Origin of the sequence: Candidatus Symbiopectobacterium sp. 'North America' (assembly GCF_015762685.1) — a bacterium.
GTDB lineage: Bacteria > Pseudomonadota > Gammaproteobacteria > Enterobacterales > Enterobacteriaceae > Symbiopectobacterium.
On record NZ_PEHF01000031.1, the window covers coordinates 24,260 to 40,113 of the forward strand.

Sequence of the window (15,854 nt, forward strand, 5' to 3'; positions counted from 1 at the left end):
ATGCGTCATTTCTCTTTCTCCCGTCGCCGCTTTCTGCGCGATGGCACGCTGTTGGAGCTGTCTGCGCCGCTCTGGTCACAGGTGCTGGCTCAGCCATCGCGCGGCGACAGCGCGACACACGATGTTACCCCCGTCAGCCTGCGCTGGCTTGATGGGGAGACACCCACGGCGTTTGCGGGAGTGACCTGGGGAGTTCCCTGGCCGCAAGGCCAGGTAGCAGGCGACAGTGGCTTCCAATTGCGCGATGCGTAGCAGCGCGACTATCCACTGCAAAGCTGGGCGCTGGCACGCTGGCCGGACGGCTCGCTGAAATGGTCCGCGCACGCATTGGGGGGCGAACAGCCTCCGGGCATCGGTTTGGCCCTGCGCCCTGTGCCCGCCATAACGGGGGACCTATCGTACGGCGTGAGCGAAGACGACAACGGTTGAACGTTAGATACCGGGCGTATCCGCTGCCGCATTGCGCGATCCGGCAGCTATCTGATCGATGAAGTATGGCAAGGGGATCGATTAGCCTTAACGCATACGCGGTTAGTGCTGCGCGTGCAGCAGGGCGATGAAGAGGCAGAAACGCTGGCGCGACACACTTACCACAGCCAGATCGACCGCGTGGAAGTTGAACAAAAAGGCCCACAGCGAACGGTGATTGCGCTGTGGGGGCGCCATCAACAGCCAGGCGCAAGCCGCATTCCCTTCGTTATTCGCCTACTCGGCCTCGCTGCGTGTGGTACATACGTTGATCTACTATCTTGATGAGGCGCGACAACAGTTGGCGGGGATTGGATTGGCGTTTGATGTCCCCTTGGCGGGTGAGTTACACGATCGCCACGTGCGTTTTGTCTCGGCAGACGGAGGAGTCTTTGCTGAGGAGGTGCGTGGCCTGAGTGGATTACGCCGCGATCCCGGTGCGGGGGCGATCGCAGCTCAGCTCAGCGGCAACGCTACGCCACCGGTCGCAGCGTTCTCTCCTGAAGTAGGAAAGCGGCTGGCCTATATCCCGGCATTTGGTAGCTATCGTCTGACACAGCATCACCCAGATGGGCTTCAGATTCACAAACGCACGTCAGCAGGGCAGGGCTGGGCTGGGTGTTGGCGGCGACCGGAGGACGTGCGGCGGGCGTCGGGTATCTGGGCACGCCGCAAGGCGGCGTTGCCTTTGGCGTTCGCCATTTTTGGCAAAGCTATCCGGCGAGTTTAACGCTGGAAGATACCCACCGAGATAGCGCCACCGTGACCATGTGGCTCTGGTCACCCTGGGCGGAACCGATGGAGATGCGCGGTTACCATGATGGATTAGGCCAGAAGAATACGGCAGAGCAGTTGGAGGGGTTGGCGATCACCTATGAGGATTATGAGCCGGGGTTCTCCACGCCACAGGGTATTGCCCGCACCAGCGAGCTGTTTATCGATGTGTTGCCCGCCACGCCGGATAACGCCCAATTGGTGCGTTTGGCACAGCGGATGCAGCAACCGCCGTTGCTGGTGGCGCAGCCTGAGGATCTGGCGCGCGCTCGCGCCTTCGGCCCGCTGTGGTCACCGGCCAGAGGGGATTCGCCGCAGCGTAAACAACTCGAGGGGCAGCTCGCCTGGTATTTCGAACGCTATCAGCAGGAGGTTGAACAGCGCAAATGGTACGGTTTCTGGGATTTCGGCGATGTGATGCACACTTACGATAGCGATCATCATGTGTGGCGTTATGACGTGGGCGTTTACGCCTGGGATAACTCGGAACTCAGTACCGATCTCTGGTTGTGGTACTACTTTTTGCACAGCGGGCGCGCTGATGTATTTCGTATGGCGCAGGCGATGACGCGTCACACCGGCGAGGTGGATGTTTACCATCAGGGACGTTTCTCCCCGCTGGGCTCCCGCCACAATGTACGCCACTGGGGGGACAGCGCCAAGCAGTTGCGCATCTCGACCGTTGCCAACCGCCGTTTTCTCTATTACCTGACGGCGGATGAACGCATCGGTGAACTGCTGGATGAACAGGTTGAAGGTGCGCGAGCGTTGGCTACGGTTTTGCCAGGACGCAAAATCGGCCAGGTTGCACCAACCGACCCGCACTGGGTCAATTTGGCGTTTGGTACGGACTGGGGGGCCGTAGCCGCCGTCTGGCTCACGGCCTGGGAGCGTCACGGCGATCCGGCTCAACGTGAACGCTTGCTTAACAGTATGCAAACCCTTGTACGCCAGCCACACGGCTTTTTTACCGGCAGCGCCGATTTTGATCCCCGTAGCGGGCGTTTTTAGCCTGCACCACCGGAACAGATTGGTATTTCTCATTTGAGCGCCGTGTTTGGTCTGACGGAGGTTTGCAGTGAACTGCTCGATCTGCTGCCAGATCCTGATTTCGTACGCGCTTGGCTGGACTATTGCCGACTGTATAACGATCCCGCCGCGCTAAGCGGGTTTATCGGTAAGCGATTGAAAAAAATAACCTGGCGCAGGGCCATGCCCGGCTGACCGCGTTTGCGGCACACCGTTTAAACGATGCGTCACTGGCGCAGCGCGCCTGGCGAGAGTTTAGCGGCGGGGATGGTGGCATGGTTGCTGCCGCCGGTCACCTGCGTCACCTCACTCCCCCTGAGGTGTTGGCACCTATTGACGAAGTCGCCTTCGACGACGGTGCGCCGCTATCAACCAACGCGATAGCGCAGTGGGGACTGGCGGCGATCGCGCTACTGGCTCTGCTGGATGAGATCCCCCCTTCACTTTGAGCCTGCCGGTTGTGCAGGCAAGACAGGACAACACACTATGACGGATTCAAACTGTACCGATACAACGATACTGGCCTCGCCGGCGGCGCAGGTATAGGAAGAGGAGCATAATCCTCATCATTTTTCGCTACGCTGGTCGCAGGATGCGCAGGGCGAACCGCTCATTTGGCGGGGTGAACAAGAAGATCCGCAGCATACACATCTCACGCTGAGCGATGACGCTCTGGCGTTTGAGAGTGCCGCGGGTCTGACGCTGTGGCTGGATAAACCTCTGGTGGGGAATTATCGTATCGCTTTTACCCGTGAAGTGAGCCTGGCGGGGGGCGCTTACGATCGGTTGTCAGACGTTAACCAGTTTTGTGCAGCACGAGATCCGCAACGCAGCGATCTTTTTACCCGACGCGGGCAGTTGAATGAGTATGACAACCTCGCGCTGTATTATGTCGGGATGGGCGGTAACTGGAACAGCACCACCCGTTTTCGCTACTACAATGGACAGGGCGATCGCGCATTGCTCGGGGAATACACCGATGCTGCACACCTGCTGCAACCCGGCAGGCAATATCGCATTGTGATTGAAGTGGTGCGGGGAGAAACCCGCTTCTGGGTAGACAACACCCTCTACTTCAGTGCTCGCCTGTCTGTATCCCCTCAAGCGGGTTATTTTGGTTTGCGTACCGTGTTTTCACACCAGATTATTCGGGACTTCACCCTCACCTGCGGGTAACACACCCGCTATCCCGTGCAGGTCTTGGTCGACCTGCACAAAGGTATCGATCAGCTTACGCGTCAGCAGTGACAAGCGGGCATCGGCAAGTGACACAATGCCATAATGGGTGTAAAACGCTTCGCTGTTGTCATCCAGTCCAGCAATCTTCAGCATATGCAGCCCTTGCTGTGCCGAGGTATGATCGTGATTGGTGGTGCCGATTGCATCCGAATGACGAATGGCTTCCAGCAGGCTGTAGCCGTTTTCACATTCAATGTTGGTGCGGATGTCCTGTTTGCCGCTCAGTTCAACCAGTGCGCGGTGTAAATTGGGCGGGCGAATGGTTGCCGCCAGCGGATAAGCAAACAACTGTTCGACGTTTATCTCTTCAAATGCGGCCAGCGGATGCCCCTAGCGACAGCAGAAACCTCATCGGTGCTTGCTTAATGGTTGCACCCGGTAGCGGGTATCAAATTCATAGTTACGGGTGTCGGCGACGATAAAGCTCAGTGTTTCCGCCATCAGTCGCTCGCCGAGCGCCTGCCAGTTATCCACGCGAAACACCATGCGTACCTTGGGATAGTCGTGGGAGAAGCGACCAATCACCTGCGGCATCAACCAGGCGGCGGGAGCAGGACCGCAGCCAAAATGCACTTCTCCTGCTTCTTTTTCGTTAAATTGCTGAATATCGTTGAACAGATCCTGCGTTTGGTTAATCAGTCGACGCGCATGATCCAACACCACGCGCCCTTTGGGGGTGGGTTGCAATGGGTTGTTGCGATCGATCAGCCGTGCACCGAACGCGTGTTCCAGTGATTGGATGCTGCGGCTGAACGCCGATTGGGAAAGCTTCATCGCCTGTGCTGCCGCAGTGAAATTGCGATGCTCAATCAAGGCGATAAAATGCCGTAACTGGCGGAGATCGATATTCATATCAGCAGGATGATTCCGAGCAGAAAAACGGACAATACTGCGCACGCTAACAGTATCCTGCGGTAAAAAAAGAATAAATCCCTTCGAGATATAGCGTGCAGTTATAAAAAAACGAGCAGCTACCCCTCTGGGGGTAATAATAAAAAACGCTTTTGAATTTTAGGGATATATGTTCATGATAGCGCTAATCCCTTGTTAATCAGCAGGACTAGCAAGCTATGTCAGTGTCGGCAAGAAATCAACTTTCTGGTGTGGTGGCGTCGGTAACGGAAGGCGCAGTCAATAACGAAGTGGTGCTGACGTTGAAAGGGGGGGAAACCCTGACCACCGTGATCACCCGTGCCAGCAGTAACACGCTGGGGCTGGTGCAGGGTAAAGCGGCGATTGCACTGGTCAAGGCTCCCTGGGTGATTCTGGCTTCGGCCAACAGCGGCCTGGTGTTCTCCGCCCGTAACCAATTCCGTGGCAAAGTGACCTCTGTTATTCCCGGTGCGGTCAACTCCACCATTCATTTGGTCACCGGCAGTGGGTTGGCGTTGACCTCTACCATCACTAATGAAAGTGTGGCAGAGATGCAGGTCAGCATTGGCAGTGAGCTGATTGCCCTGATTAAAGCCTCCAGCGTTATTTTAGCGACCAAAGCCTGACGAGACGCGTTCGGTATGCCATTACGGCATACCGGCTATTCGCTTTCAGTGCCGAGGGTGATGATCCTATCGGCGCTGGCGAGGGTTGATTCTCGATGTGTAATGATGATTCGGGTAATGTTCATCTGTCTGATCGCCAGATTGACAGCGGCTTCACTCTCTTTGTCCAGCGCACTGGTGGCTTCATCCAGAAAGAGAATGCCTGGTTTGCGATAGAGGGCGCGAGCGATAAACAGGCGCTGTTTCTGCCTGCCAGAAAGCCCTTCATCCAGTTCCCCTATCAGGGTTTCATAGCCCATTGGCAATGCCATGATGGTATCGTGAATGTAGCTCGCTCTGGCGCACTCCATCATCCATGCGTCATCCATTTCTTGCTCAAAACCGCAGATGTTCTCGCGTATTGAGGCGCTGAACAGCCGATCTTCTTGCAACACACAGCCAATCATTTTGCGGTAATTGTTCACGCCGATGTGCTGAATATCGTTACCGTCGATCAGGACTTTGCCAGATTCCGGTGTGAACAGTCCGCGCAGCACTTTCATCAGCGTGGTTTTTCCCACACCGGAGGGGCCAGCGATTGCTACGCTTTCTCCTGGCGCGATAGTCATGTTCAAATCGAAGAATACCGGGGCAGAAATGCTGTCGTAGCGAAAGCTCAGCGCTTGAGTGGTTAATGAGAGTGGGCGCATGTCAGCCTGAGCACCGATCGTGGGCATGATAGTCTCTCGTTCTCTTAGTGCGATGTCGCTGATGCGCTCATTGTGCAGGCCCATCATGCGCAGTTGCAGAATAAACGCTACCAGCGATGCGATGCGGTCAGAAAACTGGCTGCGAAAGGCCGAGAACGCAACAAACATCCCAAGGGTCATCTGATTATCGATAACCAGATCGATACCGAACCACAGGATCACCACTTGATCACAGGCGGCGATAAAGGTGTTTACGCCGCCGAAGAGCAGATCCAGTCGGGTAATGCGGATGCCGGTATTGAGGGTATCGACTTGCAGGTTCAGCCAATGCGTGTGTCGCCGTTCGCCCATGCCTTGCATCTTGATGGTGGCAATGCCGTACAGCGTCTCCATAAAATAGGAGTTGGCACGTGCGCTCCTGACCAGCGCTTCTTCAGACAACTGCCGATAGTAGCGGTAAGTGGCAAAACGGGTCAGGATATAGACAAGGGTGAAGCCGACCACCAACAGTGTCAGGTGGCCGCCGTACAGCCACATCATGATCAACACCCCCGTCACCATGATGCTATCCATGATGCCACCAACCACGCTGGCGGTGAAGGTGGCCCGCAGCGTGTCGAGAGAGCCAAAGCGCGAGTGGATGTCTCCCAGTTTACGCTTTTCGAAATAATCCAGCGGCAAATGCAGCAGGTGCATAAAGAGGCCTGATTGCCATTGCACGTTGATCAGCGTTCCCATCACCAGTGATGACCAGGCGCGAACCATACTGATGGCGGCCCGTAGTAGAATAAAAAAAACCAGCGCAAGACGGATCAGGCTCAATAACCCGCGATCCGCTGCGGGAAGGGCATGATCCATCACCAGTTGCGTGCCGACCGGAATAATGATGAGCGTAATGGCTTCGATGATCAGGGAAAGACAAAAGATCTTGATCAACGCTCCTTTGATCCAATGCACGCTGCGGATCAATTGCCAGGCGCTTAGACGCTTTGTGACTTCTTCAGCCTTGAACTCACTGCCCGGCCACACTTCCAGCGCGATACCGGTGAAACAGCGCGATATCTCAGCCAACTCAACGGTGCGACGCCCCTGTGCCGTATCGTGCACCACAAAGCGGTTATGCTTGGCGCTGACCAGCACGACAAAATGGTTGAAGTTCCAATGCAGGATACAAGGAGTTTTCAGCGCTTGAAGCTCGTGCAGATCCACCGACAGCGCACGTGTTGTCATTCCCAACTGTGCGGCGAAGTCGTTTAATCCGGCAAGCGTGGTACCACGGGTGGAGAGCCGAAACTGTTGGCGCAGGGCGTTCAGATCGATATTTTTACCGTAGTAGCTACAAATCATCGCCAGACAAGCCAGCCCGCATTCGGCTGATTCGGTCTGGTGCAGCATCGGAAGCCGGCGGCGCAACCCCAGATCCAACTGGTCGATAATGCTTTTGCGCCAGCGGCTATTCATGCACCGGCGCTGTGTTTCATGTCGTAAAACGGTGCCAGCATCCACTGATATATTTTCCGCTTTTCGAGAAACAACGTGGTTTGCGCTTTCATTCCGTTTTCCAGATGGAGTATTTTCCCGTTGTAAGGGATCGTTTGTTTATCCGGCCTGACCAATACCTTGTAGTAGGGAATCGCGGCGGCACGGTCGGTCGGTGCACCCTGATAAGTTTGCATTTCCTGTTGTGAGGCGGGCGCTTTTGATATCAGTCGTACCGCGCCGGAGAATTGGCCAAATTTTTCAGCAGGAAAGGCCTCGTAGCGAATATTGACGTTGTCGTTGATGGCGATGTAAGGCACTGCATCGTTAGGCACCCAGATCACTAAGTAAAACGTGGAGAAGGTATCCGGCATGATTTGCAGCAGGCTGTCGCCCACGTTAATCATCTGCCCCACGACAACTCTTAAGGAGTCTATTTTTCCGCTGGATAACGCACGAATAATAATTTCACCTTCCGCATCAGCATTCACAAGCTCCTTCTGTAATTCGTAGCGTTGCAATTCCATATGATAAATTCGGTTATCAAACTCGGCTTCCTACGTACGCAGCTCACTTTCCAGTCCTGTGATATTTAATGCATTTTGTTCATTCTGGGTGCTCAGGCTTAGCAGGTTATTCTGTTGTTGATAATAAAGTGCTACCTGATTGATTAACTGATCCTTGTTAATTAAGCCTTTCATCTGATAACGGCGATAATTCTCCATATTGGTTTTCATGAGGTTTATGCCTTCTTCAGCGCGTGTCAAAATGGCAGAGGAGCGTTCAAGTGCGTCACTGTATTGTTTTTTTTGTTTATTCAATGCATCTAATGTAGATGATTTACTCTTTTCAATATGTGAAATGATATTGTCGATATGCATCAGTTGGTTTTCTATGTCTTTACGGTGGTTATCACTGACAACGCCACTGCGGGTACTTTTACTCACATCAATACGATAGAGTGGATCGTGTTTTTTAATATCTTGCCATTCGGTAACATATTTCTTCACAACAAATCCCTGTACACCTGAATAAATACTTACAGGACGAGAGTGCGTGCTAATTTCTCCACTGACATTGACGCGTCGCGTGTAAGTTCCAAAAGTGACAAAGAGAAGAAAGGAAAACAGGAAAAACAGCGCGGTTAACCAAGGTGACGTGCCCAGAAGTAAAATGGCTTTTCCCCGCCATGGCATTTTTCTGTGTCCTAACGCTTCTTTGCGAAACACGCATACCTCTCTGCATATTATGTATATCTAATACAGGGGTTAAACTTTCGAAAAACGCACATATTCAATCATAGTGCACTATAGCATAGTTGTTCCCCCTGCGATGTCAAATGTACAAAGTAAAATTCAATTTTTTATCAAGCTAATGCGTAATTTAATAAATAAAAAAAATTAAACTGCTTTCAGTGAAGTGCTGGCAGGAAGAAATAAATGACGTTAGAATGAAAAAAACGTAACAAAGACACATTGCATTTCCTCATTCTCTTATGTGTCTATTGATGCCTAATAGTCAGGCTTGGAGCGAGAAATGTTATCAGATATTTTTTCTCCAGTGTGTTTGTCAGTGACGTCCTACATTATTTTCTTACGTAATCGGAAAACAAAGAATTATTTCTTTCATATTTCTTATAATGTGTTTTTGTCTTATTTTATTGGTTTTTTTATCCCTTGTCAAGGGATATTCTACACGACACAGATACTCATTTTTCATTGGCAACGAGTCTGGTTTCTTCATTGGTGGCAATTGTTTTAAATATGATAATTTTCTTTTTATTTATATTAAACAGGAGGTCGTATGAGGGAAATTGACGAAAGTATGTTGATAAATGTCTCGGGTGCAGGTAATGACCAAGCGAGAGGTAATAAAGAATTGCTTAACACGCTAGGAGAAAATATGGCGTGGGGGGCCGGGTTTGGCGCTGTGGGCGGTATCGCTGGCGCTGCCGGCGGTGCTGTGAGTGGTGCAGTACAAACCGTTGTGCAGGAAGCGGTTAAACACGGTCCGGTCAGTGTGCCGATCCCTGTGGTGCCGATGGGACCGACCTGGAACGGCAGCGGTGGCGGTGCGTCGCCATGTGTCATGGATAAAGAACTGGCAATCGCGCGTCCTCAGTCGTGTTGAGTACGTTAGAGGTATAACATTTGTCGTTGTACCAACGATTATTCTGCTGAATCTTCCGGGTCCGGTTCGAGCACATGATACGCCACGACACAGAACAGTGAATTCAGACGGCGAATATCCCCCAGCAACCCCATATGCAGCGAGCTGGTTTCCAGACTCTGCGGATTTTGTTGGTGTAAACGTTCAACGTGCGCATGAGAGTAGCGTCTTCCCAACAGAATCAAACGGTGCTTGGCTCGGCGCAGGCGTTTGGCGTTGGTCATGTCTCCGGTGAGAAACACCGACATCGCCAGCGAGAGGGAGCTGGTGAGGCGTTGATGCAGCGCCAGCAGTTCCTCCATACCTTCGGAGGATAAGGAGAGCCGGGCATCCAGCGCCTTGTTGGTGAACGATGACGAAATATGTTCGAGGATGCCGCCTGCTTGTTTCAGGTTTAACGCCGTATCGATCACTTCCGCCCAACGGCGCGAATCTTCCTCTCCCAAATCGTCTTGACGAATCTGTGCCAGATAGAGCTTGATGGCACTGTGAAGCATGTCGGCCTCTTCATCAAGGCGACTGATCTCGCGTTTTTGCTCTCTGTCGCCCAATAACACCAGGCGAAAACGTTCCAGCATTTGTGCCGCTACATCGCCCAGTCGCAGCGTTTCGCGTACCGCATTGGCGAGGACAAGCGAAGGGGTATCCAGCGCGCTGTTGTCGAGATAGCGCGGTGCGGCGGTGGCGTTATTCATATCTTCATGGGGCACCAAACGGCGACACAGACGTGCCATGCTGGTCACCAGCGGCAGCGGCAGCATCAGCAGGCAGCGCAGCAGGTTATAGACGACATGAAAATAGATAACGGCTTCGTCAGAAGCGATGTCCGTGCTGCCTATCCACTGTGCTAGCGGTGTCAGCTAGGGCAAAATCAACACGCAGCCGATAATCTTGAACAACATGCTGCCAAGTACCAATTGTCGCGCGCTGGCACTTTGTCCGCGTCCTCCGAGTATCGCCAGCACACCGCTACAGAGATTCGCGCCAATCACAATGCACAGCGCCATTTTCAGCGGAAGCAGCGCGGTCGCCGCCAGCGTAGCCGTTAGCAGCACGGCGGCAAGGCTGGAATAGCTGATCATGGCAAACACCGCCCCAAGCAGCAGAGACAACAGCGTGTCATCAGAAATGGAGGTTAAAATCACCAGAATTGCACTGGAGTGGGTGATGGGGGCCGCAGCGGCGACGATCAATTCCAGCGCCAGCAAGATCAATCCAAGACCGATGCCCACACGGCCCAACTGGCCGAGGCGAGTCTTGCGGTTAGACAGAAATGCCACGATCCCGCAGAGCAACAACAGAGGAGAAAGCCAGCCTAAGTCGAATGTCAGGATACGCGCCATGAGCGCGGTACCGACATCCGCCCCCAGCATAATCACCAATGCAGGGGAAAGCGCAATCAATTGCTGCGACACAAAAGAGATGGCCAGCAGCGCGGTGGCGTTACTGCTTTGCACCAGCGCCGTTACGCCGATCCCCGCCAGAAACGCCATGCTGGTTTTCTTGATGCTGGCACTCAATATACGGCGCAGGTTTGCGCCATAAACTCGCATAATACCCGTACGTACGATATGGGTACCCCATACCAGTAGTGCAACGGAAGAGAGCAAATGCAGCAGCGTCAACATAGTCTATCCTGATGAATATTGTGGTTCGAAAACAAGCCGTGCTGATTGATTATTCAGCGTGCCATACCGCTATATGCTAACGAAGTGTATCACATGCCTCGTGAGAGTTTTATTTTATTCTAGATAAATGAGCAGGAAGTAGAATTAATCTCTGTTTGGATAGGGTTTATTTAATCGTTTTTACTGATTACCAGATTTCGCCCTCATTCCAATATAACAAATCACCAACATAACGGTGAGAATAATGCTGTATCAAGGGTAAGTGGAATTTTTAGTCCCTTGTTATCGGATTTTTCATGTTATTTTTTCCTGTCCAAAACGTGCAGAGTAAGAGTTCAATTTTTCCAATTAGTTCAATGCTAAATGGCTATTCAATTTCTGCATGCAGTATGCAAAATTGGTCTTTTCACCCTAATACTTTATGTTTTCGGCCGGCATTGGCATTTTCGGAAAGCTGATTTGCTTTTTCGGCAAGACTCCCGACAGAATATGCCTTGACAAACTGAGGGGAAATAAAAAAGGATAGGTTGCTGCAATTGACTGAACATCGTCCATCAAGATGTAGGTATAACGTTTATGCCCGCCATATTTCACGTTGCAGGTGCGTTGGCTGTGTTCACTCATCGGAATCACTTACCGGAGTAAACGCATCGTGGGGGAGGAACCGCATCGCTGAGGTTTACCCTTCGGGCCCGCACGAGTGAATGATTCAGGGTATACAGGACCCAAAACGGGTTTTGTTTTATAACGGCTCTACCTCTTATTCCGTTATCAATCTCAGCACTATTTCCGGCGTGCATGCTACACGCTGGTCGCAGTTTTTTTCCATTTGTCACGGCATCAGCGCGGAAAAACGCTGTTGGGTGTGGCTTTTTCACCAACGCAGGGGACTCAAAAGGGGATTTGCATGTCGGAAGAGATCACGCAGCCAACGGCGCAGCGTACGGGTCTACTCAGAAAAGTAGGGCCCTATATTGCGCTGGTGGGGGCGATTCTGTTTTTTTCAGGGCTATTTTTCAAGGTCGATGGGCTGAATTGGCTGGGTGCCTTCGATTTCACCACGCTTGGCGTTAGCTTTGGTGCCATCAAAGAGGGAGGAAACTTTATCGGCGCGGGCGGCATCAGTGCCAAAGCCGGCTTTATCTTCGCTCTGTCCCTGGTTCCTACGGTGATGCTGGCGTTGGGCGTGCTGGAGATTTTCACCCACTACGGTGCCATCCGCGCCGCGCACCGTCTGTTGACGCCACTGCTGCGTCCGCTACTTGGCATTCCCGGTCTGACGGTGCTGGAGATGATCACCGATCTGCAAAGTACTGACGCCGGTGCAGCGCTGACCAAAGAGTTTAGCGATCGCGGTGATATCACGCAGCAAGATTTGGTGATCATGAGTGCGTGGCAGTACTCCGGTGCTGGACTTATCAATAACTACTTCACGATTGGCTCCGCGCTGTTTCTCTCGATGACGGCACCGATTGTGATTCCGCTGGTGCTGATGTTCATCATGAAATTTGTCGGTGCTGCGCTGGTGCGCGTGGTGCTTAATACGGTTTATCGCAAGGATTTTCAGAATGAGCAATAACAGCCCGGCCAAGGTGTCCAACAACCCGTTCGATATTTTCGTGGTAGGGGCGCGTAAAGGCTTCAATATCGCTATCAACAACCTGTTGCCCAACGTGTTGATGGCCTATGTGATCGCGGAAATCCTGAATTTGCTCGGCATCATAGCGCTGCTGGGTAAGGTGTTCGCACCGATCATGGGCCTGTTTGGCCTGCCCGGCGAAGCGATCACCGTTCTGCTGACCTCTTGGCTTTCCGCTTCGGCAGGCACCGGCGTTGCTGTCAGCCTGCTTTCCAAAGGGACGCTAGATGGCCATATGGTGACAATTCTGGCCCCGGCCATTTTCCTGATGGGCTCACAGTTGCAGTACATGGGCCGCTTGCTCGGGGTGGCGGATGTGCCGAAAAAATACTGGCCGCTGCTGATGCTGACCAGCATTATCAACGCCATGATTGCCATGCTGATCATGCGCGTGTTTTTTGCCTGATGCTGTCGATGCCGGCACGGAGGTTGTCGTCCGGCATGATTGATCTCCTGCGGCATGCATAAAGAGAAAAGAGAGAGTAACAATGTCCATCGTATTAGAGCATTACAACTACCTGCACACCATTCCTGAGTTGGGTTTTCAGGAGTTTAAAACCTCGGACTACCTTGCTAGCAAAATGGAGGCGGCGGGGTATCGCGTCACGCGCGGAATTAACGGCACGACCGGTATTGTGGCGGAATTAGACAGCGGCGTGCCCGGCCCACTGTTGGCACTGCGCGCAGATATGGATGCGCTGGGCCACATCATCGACGGTGAGCATTGTGCACGCCACACCTGTGGGCACGATGCGCACTCCTCGGTAGTATTGACGGCGGCGCAAGAGATTATTCGCGAAGGCATCGTCAAAAAAGGCCGTCTGCGCATTCTGTTCCAGCCCGCAGAAGAGCTGGGCACGGGCGCCATTGCCATGGTGGAAGGCGGCGCTCTGGACGATGTGGATATGATTCTCGGTTTCCACCTACGCCCAGTTGAAGAGTGCGTGCTGGGCGAAGCGGTGCCTGCGATGCACTACTCTGCCAGCAGCACCTTTGAAGTGACCTTCCACGGCAAACCGGCGCACGGCGCGCGTCCTCATCAGGGGGTAAACGCACTGGAGGCTGCCGCGCAGGCGGTGATGGCGGTTAAAGCCATTCCACTGCCGCAACACCTGACCTGGAGCGTCAAGGCAACCCGTTTCCTGTGCGATGCCGGTGTAACTCGATTCCAGATCGCGCCACGGTGTGTTGAGATTTGAGTTCTGCACAGAACGACCTGATGCAAACGTTGAAAAAAAAGTCAAACTGGCGATTGAGCATAGCGCCGCTGCGCTGGGTGCTACTGCCGACGTGGTACTGACCAAAGAGATTCCGGCGGCGGAAATTCATGACGAAGCCACTTTGCTTATCAGCGACGCTATCGTTGATGTGCTTGGTCCGCAGGGGCTGACCGCGCCGAAAAGCACCGCTGGCGGTGAAGATTTCTTCTTCTACCCGCGTCTGCGCCCCGAGGTGAAAGCGGACTTCTGGGGATTGGGGACCAACCTGAAACCAGGCTTGCATCACCCGGATATGCATTTCGATCTCAACTCACTGGAAGTAGGCGTGCGCGTGTTCAAACGCTGCATAGAGAAAGCATTAGGCTAAATACATCCAACGCCCCTGACGGGGCGTTTTTCCTGCATTAATCCCCGTTTTTTTGATATCACGCCGCCGCGTGCCGGGCGCTATCTGCTAGTGTGTGCCAGATATCTTTTATCAGGACGCACTGTTGTGAATACCCCGTTGCTACAGGTTGAACATCTTGAGGTTGCGCTGGCGCAGACATCACGTGCGCTGCTGCACGATGTGTCATTTTCGCTGGCACCACACCGCTGCCTCGGGGTGATCGGAGAGAGCGGCAGTGGCAAAAGCCTGCTGTGCCGCGCTCTGCTGTGGCTGCTGAATACCGCCTTTGTTTGTCGAGGCACGATGCGCTTTGCTGACGATGAACCACTGGGGTTTCATGACGCCGCACTGCGCCGCTATCGCGGGCGGGACATCAGCCTGATCCCACAACATCCGATGACAGCGTTCGATCCGCTGCAACCCATCGGGAAGCAAATGGTGGAAACCCTGTGCGCGCATCTGGCGCTGCGACCACGTGAGGCCAAAGATAAGGCCATCGCATTGCTACAACAGGTGCGTCTGGAAAATGCGGCTAAGCGCTTTGATGACTACCCCGCCCAACTGAGCGGCGGCATGTTGCAGCGGGTGACGATTGCCATTGCGCTCGGGTTGTCTCCGCTCCTGCTGATTGCCGATGAGCCTACCAGCGCGGTGACGCAGGCGGAGATCGTACAGCTGTTTGCTGAACTGCGCTCCCGTAATGCCATGACGCTGCTGTTTGTGTCTCACGATCTGGGTGCCATCCAGCGCCTGGCAGACCGTGTGATGGTCATGCATCAGGGGAGGGTGGTGAAACCCATGCGGTGCTGAGCCATCCTCACCATGCGCATACCCGTTATCTGGTGGAGGCGCGGCAGGCGATGTTACGTCGTTACGCTCAGTGGGCTCCGCCTGTTGTCGTGCAGGAGGAGAGAGCATGAGTGTCTGGCTTGAGGCGCGCGATCTGAGTCAGCGCTATCAGTTGCGTGCAACGGGAGAATGGCAGGCCGCGCTACAATCCGTTTCGTTCAGCATTGCACGCAGCGAATGCGTGGGGATCGTCGGTGCCAGTGGCAGCGGGAAAAGTACGCTGGTGAACTATGTCTGTCTGGGCTGGCTGATGGGGCGTTTGAAAACCCGCGCGGTGCTGCTTAACCAGATTGGCATCAACGTGCTGAATATGGTGCTGGCGCTGTGGTTTGTACGTGGGTTGGAATGGGGCGTACCGGGCATTGCCGGCGCTACGTTGATCGCGCAAATCAGCGGCACGCTGTTGGGCTTGCGTCTGATTTATCGCTATCTGACGCCGGACAAGGCCGCCATGTAACCTGCCGCCTTGCTCTCCTGGCGCGAGTTCAAAGCCATCATGATGGTGAATGGCGATCTGATGCTGCGCACGGTATGTCTGCTGGTGGTGACGAATCACTTTGTGGCAACGGGTGCGTCTTTTGGCACAGAAATGCTGGCCGCCAACGCGGTACTGTTTCAGATTCACTATTTGATGGCATATCTGTTTTACGGTTTTGCCAATGCGTCCAGTGTGTTCAGCGGCCGTGCGCGCGGTGCTAACGACGCTGAGCATTTCCGTCAGACCTTGCGTTATTCTGCGCTGTCTACGCTGTGGATGTCGGGATTGCTGGCATTGCTATAGGCC

9 protein-coding genes and 5 pseudogenes are annotated in these 15,854 nt (G+C 53.6%); 10 read left to right on the plus strand and 4 right to left on the minus strand.

All coding sequences use genetic code 11. The features are described from left to right. A pseudogene (locus tag CS369_RS07025) lies at positions 1-2,720 on the plus strand (Tat pathway signal sequence domain protein). 274 nt (positions 2,721-2,994) lie between these two features. Then, complete coding sequence (locus CS369_RS07030) at positions 2,995-3,447, plus strand: DUF6250 domain-containing protein (protein WP_307833673.1); 453 nt, start codon at positions 2,995-2,997, stop codon at positions 3,445-3,447. Here CS369_RS07030 and CS369_RS24895 read toward each other — a convergent pair. Then, positions 3,406-4,362 (minus strand): annotated as a pseudogene (locus CS369_RS24895) (LysR family transcriptional regulator). The gene CS369_RS07030 and the pseudogene CS369_RS24895 sit on opposite strands and share 42 nt — an antisense overlap. A gap of 218 nt (positions 4,363-4,580) precedes the next feature. Between CS369_RS24895 and CS369_RS07040 the strand changes: the two are divergent. Next, on the plus strand, positions 4,581-5,009 hold the full coding sequence (locus CS369_RS07040) for a molybdopterin-binding protein (protein WP_196906545.1): 429 nt from the start codon (positions 4,581-4,583) through the stop codon (positions 5,007-5,009). Positions 5,010-5,044: 35 nt separating this feature from the next. On the opposite strand, the gene CS369_RS07045 is transcribed toward CS369_RS07040, so the two are convergent. Then, positions 5,045-7,159, minus strand: coding sequence for a peptidase domain-containing ABC transporter (locus tag CS369_RS07045; RefSeq protein ID WP_196906546.1), 2,115 nt, complete (start codon positions 7,157-7,159; stop codon positions 5,045-5,047). Further along, a pseudogene (locus CS369_RS07050) lies at positions 7,156-8,406 on the minus strand (HlyD family secretion protein). Before CS369_RS07050 ends, CS369_RS07045 begins: the two are co-directional and overlap by 4 nt. A gap of 574 nt (positions 8,407-8,980) precedes the next feature. Here CS369_RS07050 and CS369_RS07055 point away from each other — a divergent pair. After that, positions 8,981-9,307, plus strand: coding sequence for a microcin (locus tag CS369_RS07055; RefSeq protein WP_196906547.1), 327 nt, complete (start codon positions 8,981-8,983; stop codon positions 9,305-9,307). Positions 9,308-9,345: 38 nt separating this feature from the next. Here the strand turns inward: CS369_RS07055 and CS369_RS07060 are convergent. Continuing rightward, positions 9,346-10,974 (minus strand): annotated as a pseudogene (locus CS369_RS07060) (Na/Pi cotransporter family protein). Positions 10,975-11,881: 907 nt separating this feature from the next. Here CS369_RS07060 and CS369_RS07070 point away from each other — a divergent pair. The 6 genes and pseudogenes from CS369_RS07070 to CS369_RS07095 all read left to right on the plus strand — a co-directional run bounded on the left by CS369_RS07070 (position 11,882) and on the right by CS369_RS07095 (position 15,851). Beyond that, positions 11,882-12,553 carry a hypothetical protein gene (locus CS369_RS07070; protein WP_196906549.1) on the plus strand — a complete coding sequence of 224 codons (672 nt, stop codon included), beginning with the start codon at positions 11,882-11,884 and terminating at the stop codon, positions 12,551-12,553. Beyond that, positions 12,543-13,019 (plus strand): YjiG family protein, encoded by a 477-nt coding sequence (locus CS369_RS07075; protein ID WP_196906550.1) that lies wholly within the window; start codon positions 12,543-12,545, stop codon positions 13,017-13,019. Before CS369_RS07070 ends, CS369_RS07075 begins: the two co-directional genes overlap by 11 nt. An 82-nt stretch (positions 13,020-13,101) precedes the next feature. Next, positions 13,102-14,200: pseudogene (locus CS369_RS07080) on the plus strand (amidohydrolase). 126 nt (positions 14,201-14,326) lie between these two features. Then, a complete protein-coding gene (locus tag CS369_RS07085; RefSeq protein WP_196906551.1) occupies positions 14,327-15,031 on the plus strand; it encodes an ABC transporter ATP-binding protein in 705 nt (234 codons plus the stop codon). Between the two features lie 106 nt (positions 15,032-15,137). Continuing rightward, complete coding sequence (locus CS369_RS07090) at positions 15,138-15,527, plus strand: ATP-binding cassette domain-containing protein (protein ID WP_196906552.1); 390 nt, start codon at positions 15,138-15,140, stop codon at positions 15,525-15,527. Between the two features lie 9 nt (positions 15,528-15,536). After that, positions 15,537-15,851: an MATE family efflux transporter gene (locus tag CS369_RS07095; RefSeq protein ID WP_196906553.1), complete on the plus strand. Its 315-nt coding sequence runs from the start codon at positions 15,537-15,539 to the stop codon at positions 15,849-15,851. Positions 15,852-15,854 lie beyond the last annotated feature (3 nt).